The organism is Acinetobacter sp. 479375 (genome assembly GCF_000581715.1).
In the GTDB taxonomy this organism is placed as follows: Bacteria; Pseudomonadota; Gammaproteobacteria; order Pseudomonadales; family Moraxellaceae; genus Acinetobacter; species Acinetobacter ursingii.
This window is the reverse complement of the sequence record NZ_JEZN01000005.1, coordinates 99,122-112,170: the sequence shown is the minus strand read 5'-3', so window position 1 is coordinate 112,170 and position 13,049 is coordinate 99,122. Positions and strand designations below refer to the sequence as shown.

The following is a 13,049-nucleotide window of genomic DNA, read 5'->3' as shown; positions in this document are numbered from 1 at the left end:
TCTTAACGATTAAAATTGTTTTGAGAGAAATTATCATCTTCAAATGAAGGCTGATAGTCTTGATCAAGATGTTGAAGGTGTTCATGCATGGCACGTTCGTGTTGAATACGTTGGTAGATTTCTTCACGGTGCACAGATACTTCTTTTGGTGCATTCACACCAATACGAACCTGATTACCTTTAACGCCAAGCACAGTTACACTGACTTGATCCCCAATCATTAATGTTTCTCCGACACGACGGGTCAGAATCAGCATGTTTATCTCCTTGCTAAAACGCTAAACCTGCGATAGTGGTTTAAGAAACCGAAATTACAACCTCAGAATTAGAGAAATAATTAACAGAATCAATAAAAAAGATGTTGTATTTAATGATGCTGCTTAATTTTTCTAAATACATAGGTGCTAATATAACAGAGCCACTATAGAAAAAACTACAGTGGCTCTATTTTTTTGACACAAATTGTTGAAAAGTGATCTATTTCACAATTTGTTTGATCAAAGTTTATGCACGTGCACTACTTTCACCATGTTCACGATCCAGACCAAATGCGGTATGTAGCGTACGAACTGCAAGTTCCAAATAGTTTTCTTCAATTAAGACAGAAATTTTGATTTCTGAAGTTGAAATCATCAAAATATTGATACTTTCGTCTGCAAGAGCGATAAACATTTTACTTGCAACACCCGCATGAGAACGCATACCCACACCGACGATTGATACTTTGACGATATCATCACGTGTTGCAACTTCACGCGCGCCAATATTTGCTGCGGTTTCTTTCAGAATTTTTTCAGCTTTGGCAAGATCACCACGATTGACAGTAAATGTGAAATCAGTCGTACCATCTTCTTCGACATTTTGGATGATCATATCGACTTCAATATTAGCAGCACTGATTGGAGCCAAAATTTTAGCAGCAACACCTGGCTCATTAGCTACACCTAAAATGGTCAGCTTAGCTTCATCACGGTTAAATGCGATACCTGAGATAATCGGTTGTTCCATATCGTCTTCTGCCTCAGTGGTAATTAAAGTACCTACGTTTTGTTTAAAGTCTTCATCAAATGCACCGTCGTCGTCATTATCAAAACTAGACAAGACACGCAGTGGTACTTGATATTTACCTGCAAATTCAACTGAACGAATCTGAAGGACTTTAGAGCCTAAAGAGGCCATTTCCAGCATTTCTTCAAAAGAAATACGATCCACTTTTTTGGCTTTTGGTGCAACACGTGGGTCAGTGGTATAAACACCATCCACATCGGTATAAATCTGGCATTCATCTGCTTTTAAGGCTGCAGCAAGCGCAACACCCGTGGTGTCAGAACCACCACGACCTAATGTCGTGGTATTACCTTCATCATCGACACCCTGAAAGCCTGCGACAACCAATACACGACCGACATCAAGATCGGCCGTCATGACATCAGTATCAATCGCTTCAATACGTGCCTTGTTATACGCGCTGTCAGTTCTAATTCCAACCTGACGACCTGTATAGGATTTAGCTTCTACACCAATTGAATTAAGTGCCATTGCTAACATGGAAATCGTCACCTGTTCACCTGTAGACACCATTTGGTCTAATTCACGCGGATCAGGTGTTTCGGTAATGGCCTTGGCAAGTGCAAGTAAGCGGTTGGTTTCACCACTCATTGCAGAAACCACCACTACAACCTTGTGGCCGTGATCATGCCAACGCTTCACACGACGAGCAACATTTAAAATGCGCTCAGGAGCCCCCATTGAGGTCCCGCCATATTTCTGTACGATTAATGCCATAGTTGTTCCATATAAGCCATGACTCTGAGAGGCTTAATTCAGAGTCAGTTACACAAAAGTGAAGTCTTAGTACTGTTCAAGCCAGACAGGGAGAGCTGTCATAACTTGTTCAAACTTCTCGTTTAGTGGCGCGCCACCTTGTGCTAAGTCAGGTTTACCACCACCTTTACCGCCAAGTTCGGCTGCAAGATGTTTAATGATATCGCCTGCTTTTAGATGAGCTGTGTATTGTTTTGCGACAGATGAAATCAGACTGACTTTGTCATCTTCTACCCCTGCCAATACAATCACGGCATCCTCTAATTTTGATTTTACACTGTCGTGTAGGTTGCGAAGTGATTTCGCGTCCATGTTGTGAACAGTGGTGATCAGGGTAGAACGACCTGCAACGGTTTGAACTTGGCTTAAAAGTTCAGCCGCCTGAAAGTTTGCTAACTTTTGGTTAAGCTGTTCAATTTGCTTTTGCAACGCTGAGGTATGTTCTACCGCAGCCTGAACACGTTCTACTGTTTGATCTTTTTGTGCTTTTAATAAGCTATTAATCTGTTGAATATCGGTATCTACTTTTTGCACGATTTCAAGCGCTTTGGTGCCTGTGACTGCTTCGATACGACGGATACCCGCCGCAACACCGCCTTCAGACGTAATTTTGAATAGACCAATATCGCCCGTGCGTTGTACATGAATACCACCGCAAAGTTCAATCGAGAAGTTACGCTCGTCAATGACTGAACCCATGGAAAGTACGCGAACTTCATCGCCATACTTTTCACCAAATAACATCATGGCGCCTTTGGCTTTGGCAGATTCAATATCGAGTAGTTCAACGCCAACAGCTGTATTGGCAATCACTTCACGATTCACCAATTGCTCAACTTGTTGCAATTGCTCAAAAGTCACGGGTTGGTCATTGGCAAAGTCAAAACGTAAAATGTCGCTGGCAACCAATGAACCTTTTTGTTGAACATGTGTGCCTAAAATTTGACGAAGTGCAGCATGTAAAAGGTGGGTAGCGGAGTGGTTACGCGCAGTTGCAGCACGAATGTCTGCTTTAACGGTCGCTTCAACCTGTTGAGAGGCTTTTAAGCTACCCATGGTGACGATACCCTGATGCACAAATGCACCACCAGATTTTTTGGTATCTTGAACTTCAAAAATCCCTGTCTCGTTTTTGAATAGACCCGTATCGCCAATCTGACCACCGCTTTCTGCGTAGAAAGGGGTTTGATTTAAAACGATTAAGGCTTCATCACCTTCAACAACTTCGTCAACTTGCTCGCCATCTTTATAAATAGCCACAATCTGACCTTGACCTGCGGTTGCATTGTAGCCATCAAATTGTGTTTCGCCTTCCACTTTAACAATGCTGTTGTAGTCGACTGCAAATTTACCTGCATCACGTGCACGGCGACGCTGTGCTTCCATTTCACGTTCAAAACCGACTTCATCGATTTCCAGATCACGTTCACGGGCAATATCCGCGGTTAAATCGGTTGGGAAACCATAAGTGTCATACAGTTTAAATACCGTTTCGCCCGCAATCACTTTGCCAGTAAGTTGCGCAAGTTCACCTTCGAGAAGTTTTAAGCCTTGCTCAAGGGTTTTGGCAAATTGTTCTTCTTCTTTAATTAAAGTCGCTTCAATGCGTGCCTGATCATGTTTAAGTTCAGGGTAAGCTTCACCCATGACATCAATTAAAGGCTGAAGCATTTTATAGAAGAACGTACCTGTTGCACCAAGTTTATTACCATGACGTACTGCACGGCGAATGATACGGCGCAACACATAGCCACGACCTTCATTAGACGGATTAACACCATCAGCAATCAGGAAACAGCAAGAACGGGCATGATCTGCAACAACACGTAGTGACGGTTGACCTTGATCTTGAACGCCAAGAATTTCACAGGCAGATTTGATCAGATGCTGGAATAGATCAATGTCATAGTTTGAATTGACATGTTGCAATACCGCACTAATACGTTCCAAGCCCATACCCGTATCGACCGATGGAGCTGGAAGTGGGTGCAATACGCCATCCGCAGTCCGGTTAAACTGCATGAAAACGTTATTCCAGATTTCGATAAAACGGTCGCCATCTTCTTCAGGCGTACCGGGTAAACCACCCCAGATATGATCGCCATGATCAAAGAAAATTTCAGAACAAGGGCCACATGGTCCAGTATCACCCATTGCCCAGAAGTTATCAGATGCGTATTTTTCGCCTTTATTATCGCCAATGCGAATGATGCGTTCAGGCGCTAAACCAATTTCTTTATTCCAGATGTCATAAGCTTCATCATCGGTATGATAAACCGTGACATAAAGTTTATCTTTCGGTAAGCCTAACCATTGTTCGCTGGTTAAAAAGTCCCATGCAAATTTAAGTGCATTTTCTTTGAAGTAATCACCAAAAGAGAAATTACCGAGCATTTCAAAGAAAGTATGGTGACGGGCAGTATAACCGACATTATCCAGATCGTTATGTTTACCGCCTGCACGCACACATTTTTGTGATGAAACAGCGCGCACATAATCGCGTTTTTCCAGACCTAAAAAGCAATCTTTAAACTGGTTCATGCCGGCATTAGTAAACAGCAACGTTGGATCGTTGGCGGGTACAAGTGAACTCGACGCGACACGTGTGTGGCCTTGCGATTCAAAATAACGCAAAAAAGCTTCACGAATTTCAGCAGATGTCATAAAACGAGTACTCACGACCAAGTCACTCCATAAATTCAAATAGGCTATATGCAGACAGTGCATCGTTTAAACAAAAACGATGAAGGATGAATGCGTGGCGTAGATTTCAAAAGCGCCAAATTATAACGGAAAAACCCTGTTCAACCAATGATTTTACCGAGAAATGATGACAATTCTATGCAATCGTTTGATCGAGAATTGTCAGCGTATGTGATCAAAAAAGCAGTAAATTTCCAGAATACCTATATTTGTTAAGGCAATTCAGCTTAATTCACAAATCATAGGGAAACCAAATGATCGTTAATGTTAGTTGCTGATTGGTTAAAAAATAACAAACTCGTCTAAACTCTCGATTCAATTGTATCATCGTGATAATCAATGTTTTAACATAGAGCCTGATCGCTTATATAAAAGGATAAATCATGCAACGTATTGCCATTAATGGGTTTGGTCGAATTGGCCGAAATGTGTTACGTGCATGGTTTGAAAATCCAAAACGATTTCATTTTGATATCGTGGCGATTAATGACATCGCTGATGTCGAGACATTGGTGCATTTATTTAAATATGACACGACGCATGGTCGTTTTCACGGTGAGGTTGCGATCAAGATCGAAGATGAGAAAATCTTCTTGCATATACAGGCATTTGGTCGTGAATTAAAGCTACAGGTGTTTCGTGAAGAGGCGCCTGAAAATTTACCATGGAAAACTTTAGAAGTAGATGTTGTCCTTGAGTGCACTGGATTATTTCGTTCACACGCCGATGCAATTCGACATCTAGGGGCAGGCGCTAAACGCGTCATTATTGGTGCTGCACCCTTTGATGAGGTGGATGCCGCGATTGTCTACGGAATCAATCAATCAGAAGTCAAAGCTACAGATCGTATTATTTCCAGTGTCTCATGTACCACGCAAGCGCTGGTACCTTTAGTCAAAATTATTGATGATGCCTTTGGGATAGAAACTGCGCTGATGACTGAAATTCATGCAGTGACTGCCGATCAGTCGGTACTCGATCATGCACATCGTGATTTACGTCGCGCTCGCGCATCGGGACAAAACATTATTCCGACCACCTCGAGTGCTTTAAATGCGCTGAAAAGAGTGATGCCTAAAATGGAAAATCGAATTGATGGTTATTCGATTCGAGTGCCAACGATCAATGTCGCTGCAATTGATCTCAGTTTTGTGTCGCAAAATCCAGTCAATGTGCATCATTTAAATGAAGTATTAATAAAAGCGGCAAAAAATGACTATGCCGAAATTATGTCTGTGACAGATGAAGCACTTGTTTCAAGTGATTTTAATCATTCACCTTATTCATTGATTGTCGATTTAAGTCAAACTATGGTCGTGGGTCGCCAAGCAAAAGTTTTTGCGTGGTATGACAATGAGTGGGGCTATGCCAACCGATTGCTAGATTTGTGTGAATCATTTCATTAAGCTAAGTTGAACGTGTTGCTTTTTTATATTTCAAAACTTAAAGCTTCTATGATTTAAATTAAATCTAAATCAACACGGATACTTTTGAGATATCTTTAATAGACTTCTTTTTATCAGTGTATAAGTGCCTTTTATTTCTCCCTAGTAGGGGAAATATAAAAAAAAGGTTTAAACAATGATGAAAGAAGGCTGATCAACATAATTTGAATAACGCAAGAAATTCAGGGGAAAACAATGCTTATCTGGCTATTTATTATTATTTTAATGATTGCGGTTCTAATTTTAGTTGTCTTGCAATTTCGCAAAGAGCAAAATTCATTCACTGAAGAAACTCAGCATCACAAACTTGAAGAAAAAGTGGTGATGCTTGAAAGTAATTTGAAAAAGACTTTGGAAATTATGCAGGATCTTGCAAAAAGTGTTCAGGTTGATCGAGAATTGCTCAATCAAACCGTGCAAAAATCGAAACTTTTAGAGTTGCAGAATGCAGAACTGATTGCTCTGATCACTCAATATGTGGGGCATGCAGAAGATTTCAAGCGCCTCAATGAGTCTGAGAAAGATGACCTGAAATAATCATCAAATCAAAAGCCAAGCTATAAATTTAATTTTCCTAAAATTCTCAGGTGCATGGCAACTACGAACGTGTTAGACTTGGAGAAATCGGGTGTGTTCCCGATTTTTTTATGCGGATTGATTCCGCCTTGAGCAAATTTTAGGTTTGAAACATGCCGATTTCAGAGACATGGTTGTTACCTGATGGGGTAGCAGATGTATTACCAGAACAAGCGCAAGTCGTAGAAACTTTGCGTCGACATGCACTCGATTTTCTTGCATCTCGTGGTTATCAGTTGGTGTATACACCATTTATCGAATACATCGAATCGTTGTCTTTATTATCTGAATCAAATCATGATTTGGATTTAGTCACCTTTAAAGTGATAGATCAACTTTCTGGACGCTTATTAGGCGTTCGTGCAGATATGACCCCTCAAGTTGCTCGTATTGATGCTCATGTTCGCTCTATCGAAGGTGTAGCGCGCTATTGTTATGCGGGTACAGTTCTTCATACCAAACCACAAAATTTTAATTCTTCTCGTGCACCTTTGCAGTTGGGGGCGGAGCTTTATGGTCATGACAGCATCGAAGCTGATGTTGAAATGATCGATGTGATGTTGGGTTTAATTCAACAAGCCAAAGCTTTAGACGGTGTTCATCTGGATTTGGGACATGTAGGCTTGTTCCGTAGCTTGGTAGAACGCGCTGGGTTAAATAAACAGACGGAACAAGATTTATCTGATCTGTATCAACGTAAAGCACTTCCAGAGTTAGAAGAATTTACCCAAGATTTAGCTTTTGGATCAGACTTTTATGCCCTTGGGCGCTATGCCAGTGATCTTGATGCACTTGAGCGCCATTTAAGTGATGAAGTGCTGAATGATGTCGCCTTCCAAGACGCGTTAAACGCACTTAAATCGACACTGATCCAAATTCAGTCACGCTGGCCAGCGCTACAAATCGGTATTGATGTGGTCGAACTTCGTAGTTATCACTACCACACTGGTCTAATGTATGCGGTTTATGCCCCTAATCGTGCTGCACCACTGGCACAGGGTGGTCGTTATGATGGCATTGGTGAGCATTTTGGTCGTGCGCGTCCTGCAACAGGGTTTAGTTGTGACTTGTATGCGCTTTGTGCAGGGCAATTTAAACAGATTGAAACGATTGTCGCACCAAATGGTCAGGATCAAAGTTTGTTAGAAGCCATAGCTTTCGCTCGCCAACAGGGTTTGGCTGTGATTCAGTTATTAGGCGAAGATGACTTAAGCTCAGTTCCTTATGCAACGCATCAGTTGCGACATGTAAACGGTACATGGCAGATCGAAAAGATTTAAGGGTTTATTTGTCAGACATGCACAGCAAATAAACGTTCAATTTTAACAGCATGATGTAATGAGGCTATTATGGGCAAAAATGTTGTGGTACTTGGTACCCAATGGGGCGACGAAGGTAAAGGTAAGATCGTCGACCTGCTCACAGATCAAGCGGCAGCTGTGGTTCGCTATCAAGGTGGGCACAATGCAGGTCATACTCTTGTCGTAGGTGGAAAGAAAACTGTTTTACACCTCATTCCATCAGGTATTTTACGTGATAACGTACTGTGCTTAATTGGTAATGGCGTGGTGCTTTCTCCAGCTGCTCTCATTGAAGAAATGGATATTTTGGAAAAAGAAGGCGTTCCAGTTAAAGAGCGTTTACGTATTTCTCCAAACTGTCCTTTGATTTTGCCAAACCATATTGCACTGGATCAGGCGCGTGAAAAGAAACGCGGCAATGCCAAAATTGGTACGACTGGTCGTGGTATTGGTCCAGCGTATGAAGATAAAGTGGCTCGTCGTGCTGTGCGTGTTGCAGACTTGGTGCGTGGTGGTGCAGCACTTGAAGAAAAACTTCAGGAAATGCTTGAGCTACATAACTTCCAATTGACTCAATTCTACGGTGTAGAAGCTGTTAAGTTTGAAGATGTATTGGCACTTTGTAATCAATGGCGTGAAGTTTTAGCACCATTAATTATTGATGTGACTCAGGTTCTACACGACTATCGTAAAGATGGTAAAGCCATCATGTTTGAAGGTGCACAAGGTTCGTTACTTGATATCGACCATGGGACTTATCCATATGTGACCAGTTCAAACACCACTGCGGGTGGCGTAAGCTCTGGTTCGGGTATGGGGCCATTGCATTTGGATTATGTTTTAGGGATCACAAAAGCATATACCACACGTGTAGGTGCAGGCCCATTCCCAACTGAATTGCACTATGATGCTGCGACTGATACAGGTGATGCGATTGGTCGTCATTTGGGTACTGTTGGCCATGAGTTTGGTGCTTCAACGGGTCGTCAACGTCGTTGTGGTTGGTTTGATGCTGAAATTCTACGTCGTTCAGTCGATGTAAACTCACTTTCAGGAATTTGCTTGACTAAACTTGATGTACTAGATGGTTTGGAAGAAGTCAAAATCTGTGTCGGTTATGAAAATACTGATTCTGGTTGTATTGGTTCATCGGATGCAGTTTCATTTGAAAGTTTAAAACCGATTTATGAAACCATGCCAGGCTGGACAGATTCAACAGTAGGTTTGACCAGTGTTGATCAACTTCCTGCAAATGCATTGGCCTATGTAAAACGTATTGAACAACTAATCGAATGCCCAATTGATATTATTTCAACGGGCCCAGATCGTGCTGAAACAATTGTGCTACGCCACCCATTTTCTGCATAAACACGTTCTTACGACTAAAGAGAGCACCTAAGTAGGTGCTTTTCTTTTATGATAAAACTGATTTTTATATAAAAATGGGAAAATAACGTCGGCATGAAGCTACAACCACATATTGCACAAACGATTTTTTATTCGCTGTTATTTGCAATTGGCGGTGCGCCCACGATTGCCATGTGGATTATTTCTTTACAGACCAATGATGTAAATCTATTTATGGCAGCTTTTATGGGCCTAACTGTGATTATTGCTTGTGTTATTTTGCCTGTGATTTTATTACAAAATGCTTATTTGCTTTTTAAGCGAAACGATTTAAATCTTGAAGATAAAATTAAGCCACTATTGAGATTTTATTTTATTGTGAATGTGATTTGTTTAATTTCATGGATTTTATTTATTTTTCGATAGAATTACATAAATCTAATGATATTCATCTCATTTATTTCAAACATTTATCTATAATGCACGTCAAAACATCAAGTTAAATAGTTTTGTCTTGTAAGGAGATGCTTTTAATGAATAAAAAAATAGTATTTAGTTTTTTAACCGCTACGATGATGACACTTGGCGGTTGTGCGACCTTTGCGGACATGGCAGGTGCAGACTCTGCAACCCTCAATGCGACAGCAGCACAGGGCTTCAGTAAAATGACAACTGAAGCGCGACAAAAGGGTCAGTTGGATACATCTTCCGCCACATATCGTCGTATTAATACGGTGATGCAACGCTTAGTTCCTTATGCAAACCAGATGAATCAAACGGGTCAGCCATTTCAATGGCAACTGGCAGTGTTGAAGTCAGATACAGTCAATGCTTATGTCGCGCCTGGTGGTAAAGTGGTGTTTTATACAGGTATTGTGAATAAACTGAACCTTACGGATGCTGAAATTGCTGCGGTGATGGGACATGAGATGACACATGCGCTGGAAGAACATTCAAAAAGTAAAATTGGCGCTGAAGCTCTGACTGGTTTAGCACTCAATATCGGTAAAGCTTATGCAGGGGATAGCATTGGTCAGCTAGGTTCTGCTGCACTTGATTTGGGAAGTCAGGTTGGGGTGGGTTTGCCTTATTCGCGTAATCTTGAAAGTCGTGCAGATTTTGGTGGATTAATGCTAATGGCAAAAGCGGGATATAATCCTCAAGCTGCGATTAGTCTGTGGGAAAAAATGAACAAACTTGATGGTGCAGGCGCAGGGCCATCATTCTTGTCAACACATCCATCCAATACACAGCGTATCGACGATATGCGTAAAAATTTACCCGCAGCGATGGCTGTTTATAATAATCGCCGTTAATTTTATTCAATGTCAGAATCAGAAAATAGGATGCCATCAGGCATCCTATTTTTATGCTTAAGGTGCAGGATTAGGTTGTTGGGTATGAATCTCTTCAATCCCTTTTAACACTGCTTCATCCAACGTAATGTCGAAAGCTTGAATATTTTCTTTTAACTGATCCAGACTGGTAGCGCCAATGATCGTACTGCTTACAAAGAATTGTTGTTTGATAAAAGCCAGTGCCATTTGGGTCAAGCTGAGACCATGTTTTTCAGCCAATTGAGCATATTGCTCGGTTGCCCATTCACTTTGAGGATTACTGTAGCGGGTAAAACGCGAAAATAAAGTCACACGGGCGTTTGCAGGGCGAGCGCCATGACGGAATTTGCCAGTTAAATAACCAAAGGCTAATGGCGAATAGGCAAGGAGTCCAACGCCTTCAAATTTGGCAATTTCAGAGATACCAATTTCGTAGGTTCGGTTTAATAGGCTATACGGGTTTTGTACACTGACGAATTTACTCACACCTAGCTTTTCCGCAAGTTGTAGAAACTTCATGGTTCCCCACGGCGTTTCATTGGATAAGCCAATATGACGAATGCGCCCACGCTCAATTTCTTTTTGGAGAGCCAATAAAGTGTCTTGCATGGCTTCGATTTCATAATGTGCAGCGGCTTCTGCGTTTGCATAGCCCAAACCACCAAAGAAGTTGGTATGACGCTCTGGCCAGTGCAATTGATAGAGATCAATATAATCGGTCCGTAAACGCTTTAAAGAGCCATCTAGTGCTTGTTCAATATGTTTGCCAAATTGGGTATGACCTTCACGAATATGGCTGCCACCGAAACCTGGTCCTGCAATTTTAGATGCTAGAAACACTTTTTCACGTTGGGCATGGTGTGCAAACCAGTTCCCAATAATAGTTTCGGTCGCCCCATAGGTTTCAGGTTTGGGGGGAACAGAGTACATCTCTGCGGTATCCCAGAAATATAAGCCATTTTCCAGTGCATAATTTAATTGATCAAAAGCTTCGGGCTGGGAGTTCTGTTCTCCAAAGGTCATGGTGCCTAAACAAATTTCAGGCACTTGAATGCCTGAATCACCCAATGCATGATATTGCATAACCTGATCCTTAACTTCCATTGAAAATTGACATTTTTGAACTTAAATGATTTGCTGTAGGTTGTATGTATGTTTTTGTATCTTAGATATTTTTCATAAAAAAAAGCAAACGATAAAGTTTGCTTTTCTTATCAGATAAAACGAAATTCTATTCTTCGTCATCAAAATCAGTATCATCCAGAGACTTCTCTTCTAATGATGCATCAAAAATGAGAATCGCTTTACCATCGGTTTCAATCATGCCTTGTTCTTCAAGCGTTTTAAGAACACGACCGACCATTTCGCGGGAACAACCAACGATACGGCCAATCTCCTGACGTGTAATACGGATTTGACGACCATTTGGTAAAATCATGGCTTCTGGCTGAGCAGATAAATCAATCAAACAGCGTGCAATACGACCAGAAACATCAATAAATGCTAAATCTGTGACTTTACGGGTCGTATTTTTCAGACGACGTACCAATTGGGCAAATACCGCGTAGCTTAAATCTGGATATTGCTTACTAAGTTCGTGGAAATTGTCATATGAAATTTCGGCAATTTCACAGACATCACGTGTACGAACTTCTGCTGTACGCTGTGGATTTGATTCAAAGAGACCCATTTCCCCAAAAAAGTCCCCAGGATTTAAATAAGCAACTACGATTTCACGTTCATCATCTTCACGTAAAATAATTGAAACGGAGCCTTTCAAAATCAAATAAAGCGATTTTGATTCGGTACCTGCGTCAACAATCGTCGTGCGTTTTGGATAGCGATTAATATGAGCACGTTTTAAAAGCGCCTTGACTGACTCTGGTAGTTGACCTGGAGACAAAGCATCGGTGCTGAGTTGTGAAAAGTTTGACGTCATGCTTAAGTTTTCCGATTAGGATATATAAAAAAGATCGCACAAGACCTAAATGAGCGTATTCACACACAAGAGATGAAATTCCTTATCAACTCATTTTATGCTAGTGTACAAGAACTATGTAAATTTATAATTTTTTTTGGGTAGTTGCAATGCAAACAAGTGTTCATTGGCTAGAGAATGTTGCTTTTGAAGCGAAATCTGAAAGTGGTCATCAAGTCGTGATGGATGGCTCTGCCGAATATGGTGGTGAAAACCGTGGCCCACGTCCGATGGAGCTGATCTTAATGGGACTTGGTGGGTGTGCTTCGTTTGATATTGTGACGATTTTAAAGAAAGCACGTCAAAATGTGACCAATGTCGTATGTGAGTTAAAAGCAGACCGCGCGGATGCCATCCCAGCCGTTTTTACCGACATCCATTTGCACTTTGTAGTGACTGGAAAAGCAGTGAAAGAAAAGCAGGTGGCAAAAGCAGTTGAGCTTTCCGCAGAAAAATACTGTTCGGCCAGTAAAATGCTGTCTGATGGTGGTGTCAATATTACTCATGATTTTGAAATTATTGAGGCTGAATAAGTTTA

12 protein-coding genes are annotated in these 13,049 nt (G+C 41.3%); 7 read left to right on the top strand and 5 right to left on the bottom strand.

From position 1 onward, the window contains the following. Positions 1 to 2: 2 nt before the first annotated feature. The 3 genes from csrA to alaS form a co-directional block, all read right to left on the bottom strand. Positions 3 to 257, bottom strand: a complete 255-nt coding sequence (gene csrA, locus J500_RS06285) for a carbon storage regulator CsrA (RefSeq protein ID WP_004989721.1) — start codon at positions 255 to 257, stop codon at positions 3 to 5. 247 nt (positions 258 to 504) lie between these two features. Continuing rightward, positions 505 to 1,785, bottom strand: a complete 1,281-nt coding sequence (locus J500_RS06280; RefSeq protein ID WP_034698773.1) for an aspartate kinase — start codon at positions 1,783 to 1,785, stop codon at positions 505 to 507. A 66-nt stretch (positions 1,786 to 1,851) separates the two neighbouring features. After that, on the bottom strand, positions 1,852 to 4,488 hold the full coding sequence (gene alaS, locus J500_RS06275; RefSeq protein WP_034698770.1) for an alanine--tRNA ligase: 2,637 nt from the start codon (positions 4,486 to 4,488) through the stop codon (positions 1,852 to 1,854). Positions 4,489 to 4,910: 422 nt separating this feature from the next. Here alaS and J500_RS06270 point away from each other — a divergent pair, with 422 nt between their 5' ends. From J500_RS06270 to J500_RS06245, 6 genes are all read left to right on the top strand, one after another. Beyond that, entirely contained in the window at positions 4,911 to 5,933 is a 1,023-nt protein-coding gene (locus J500_RS06270; RefSeq protein WP_034698767.1) for a type I glyceraldehyde-3-phosphate dehydrogenase, read from the top strand. 234 nt (positions 5,934 to 6,167) lie between these two features. Then, the gene (locus J500_RS06265) at positions 6,168 to 6,509 is read left to right on the top strand and encodes a hypothetical protein (protein WP_034698764.1); all 342 of its coding nucleotides are present in this window, start codon (positions 6,168 to 6,170) and stop codon (positions 6,507 to 6,509) included. Positions 6,510 to 6,661: 152 nt separating this feature from the next. Continuing rightward, a complete protein-coding gene (locus J500_RS06260; protein WP_004998409.1) occupies positions 6,662 to 7,828 on the top strand; it encodes an ATP phosphoribosyltransferase regulatory subunit in 1,167 nt (388 codons plus the stop codon). A 69-nt stretch (positions 7,829 to 7,897) separates the two neighbouring features. Then, positions 7,898 to 9,217, top strand: a complete 1,320-nt coding sequence (locus J500_RS06255) for an adenylosuccinate synthase (RefSeq protein ID WP_004989707.1) — start codon at positions 7,898 to 7,900, stop codon at positions 9,215 to 9,217. 93 nt (positions 9,218 to 9,310) lie between these two features. After that, positions 9,311 to 9,622: a hypothetical protein gene (locus J500_RS06250; RefSeq protein ID WP_004998405.1), complete on the top strand. Its 312-nt coding sequence runs from the start codon at positions 9,311 to 9,313 to the stop codon at positions 9,620 to 9,622. A 107-nt stretch (positions 9,623 to 9,729) separates the two neighbouring features. Continuing rightward, a complete protein-coding gene (locus J500_RS06245; RefSeq protein WP_004998403.1) occupies positions 9,730 to 10,512 on the top strand; it encodes a M48 family metallopeptidase in 783 nt (260 codons plus the stop codon). A 57-nt stretch (positions 10,513 to 10,569) separates the two neighbouring features. On the opposite strand, the gene J500_RS06240 is transcribed toward J500_RS06245, so the two are convergent. Further along, positions 10,570 to 11,616, bottom strand: coding sequence for an NADP(H)-dependent aldo-keto reductase (locus J500_RS06240; RefSeq protein ID WP_004998401.1), 1,047 nt, complete (start codon positions 11,614 to 11,616; stop codon positions 10,570 to 10,572). Between the two features lie 148 nt (positions 11,617 to 11,764). After that, complete coding sequence (crp, locus tag J500_RS06235) at positions 11,765 to 12,472, bottom strand: cAMP-activated global transcriptional regulator CRP (RefSeq protein ID WP_004989690.1); 708 nt, start codon at positions 12,470 to 12,472, stop codon at positions 11,765 to 11,767. Between the two features lie 149 nt (positions 12,473 to 12,621). On the opposite strand from crp, the gene J500_RS06230 reads away from it, so the two are divergent. Continuing rightward, complete coding sequence (locus J500_RS06230; protein WP_004998400.1) at positions 12,622 to 13,044, top strand: OsmC family protein; 423 nt, start codon at positions 12,622 to 12,624, stop codon at positions 13,042 to 13,044. The last annotated feature ends 5 nt before the right edge of the window (positions 13,045 to 13,049 follow it).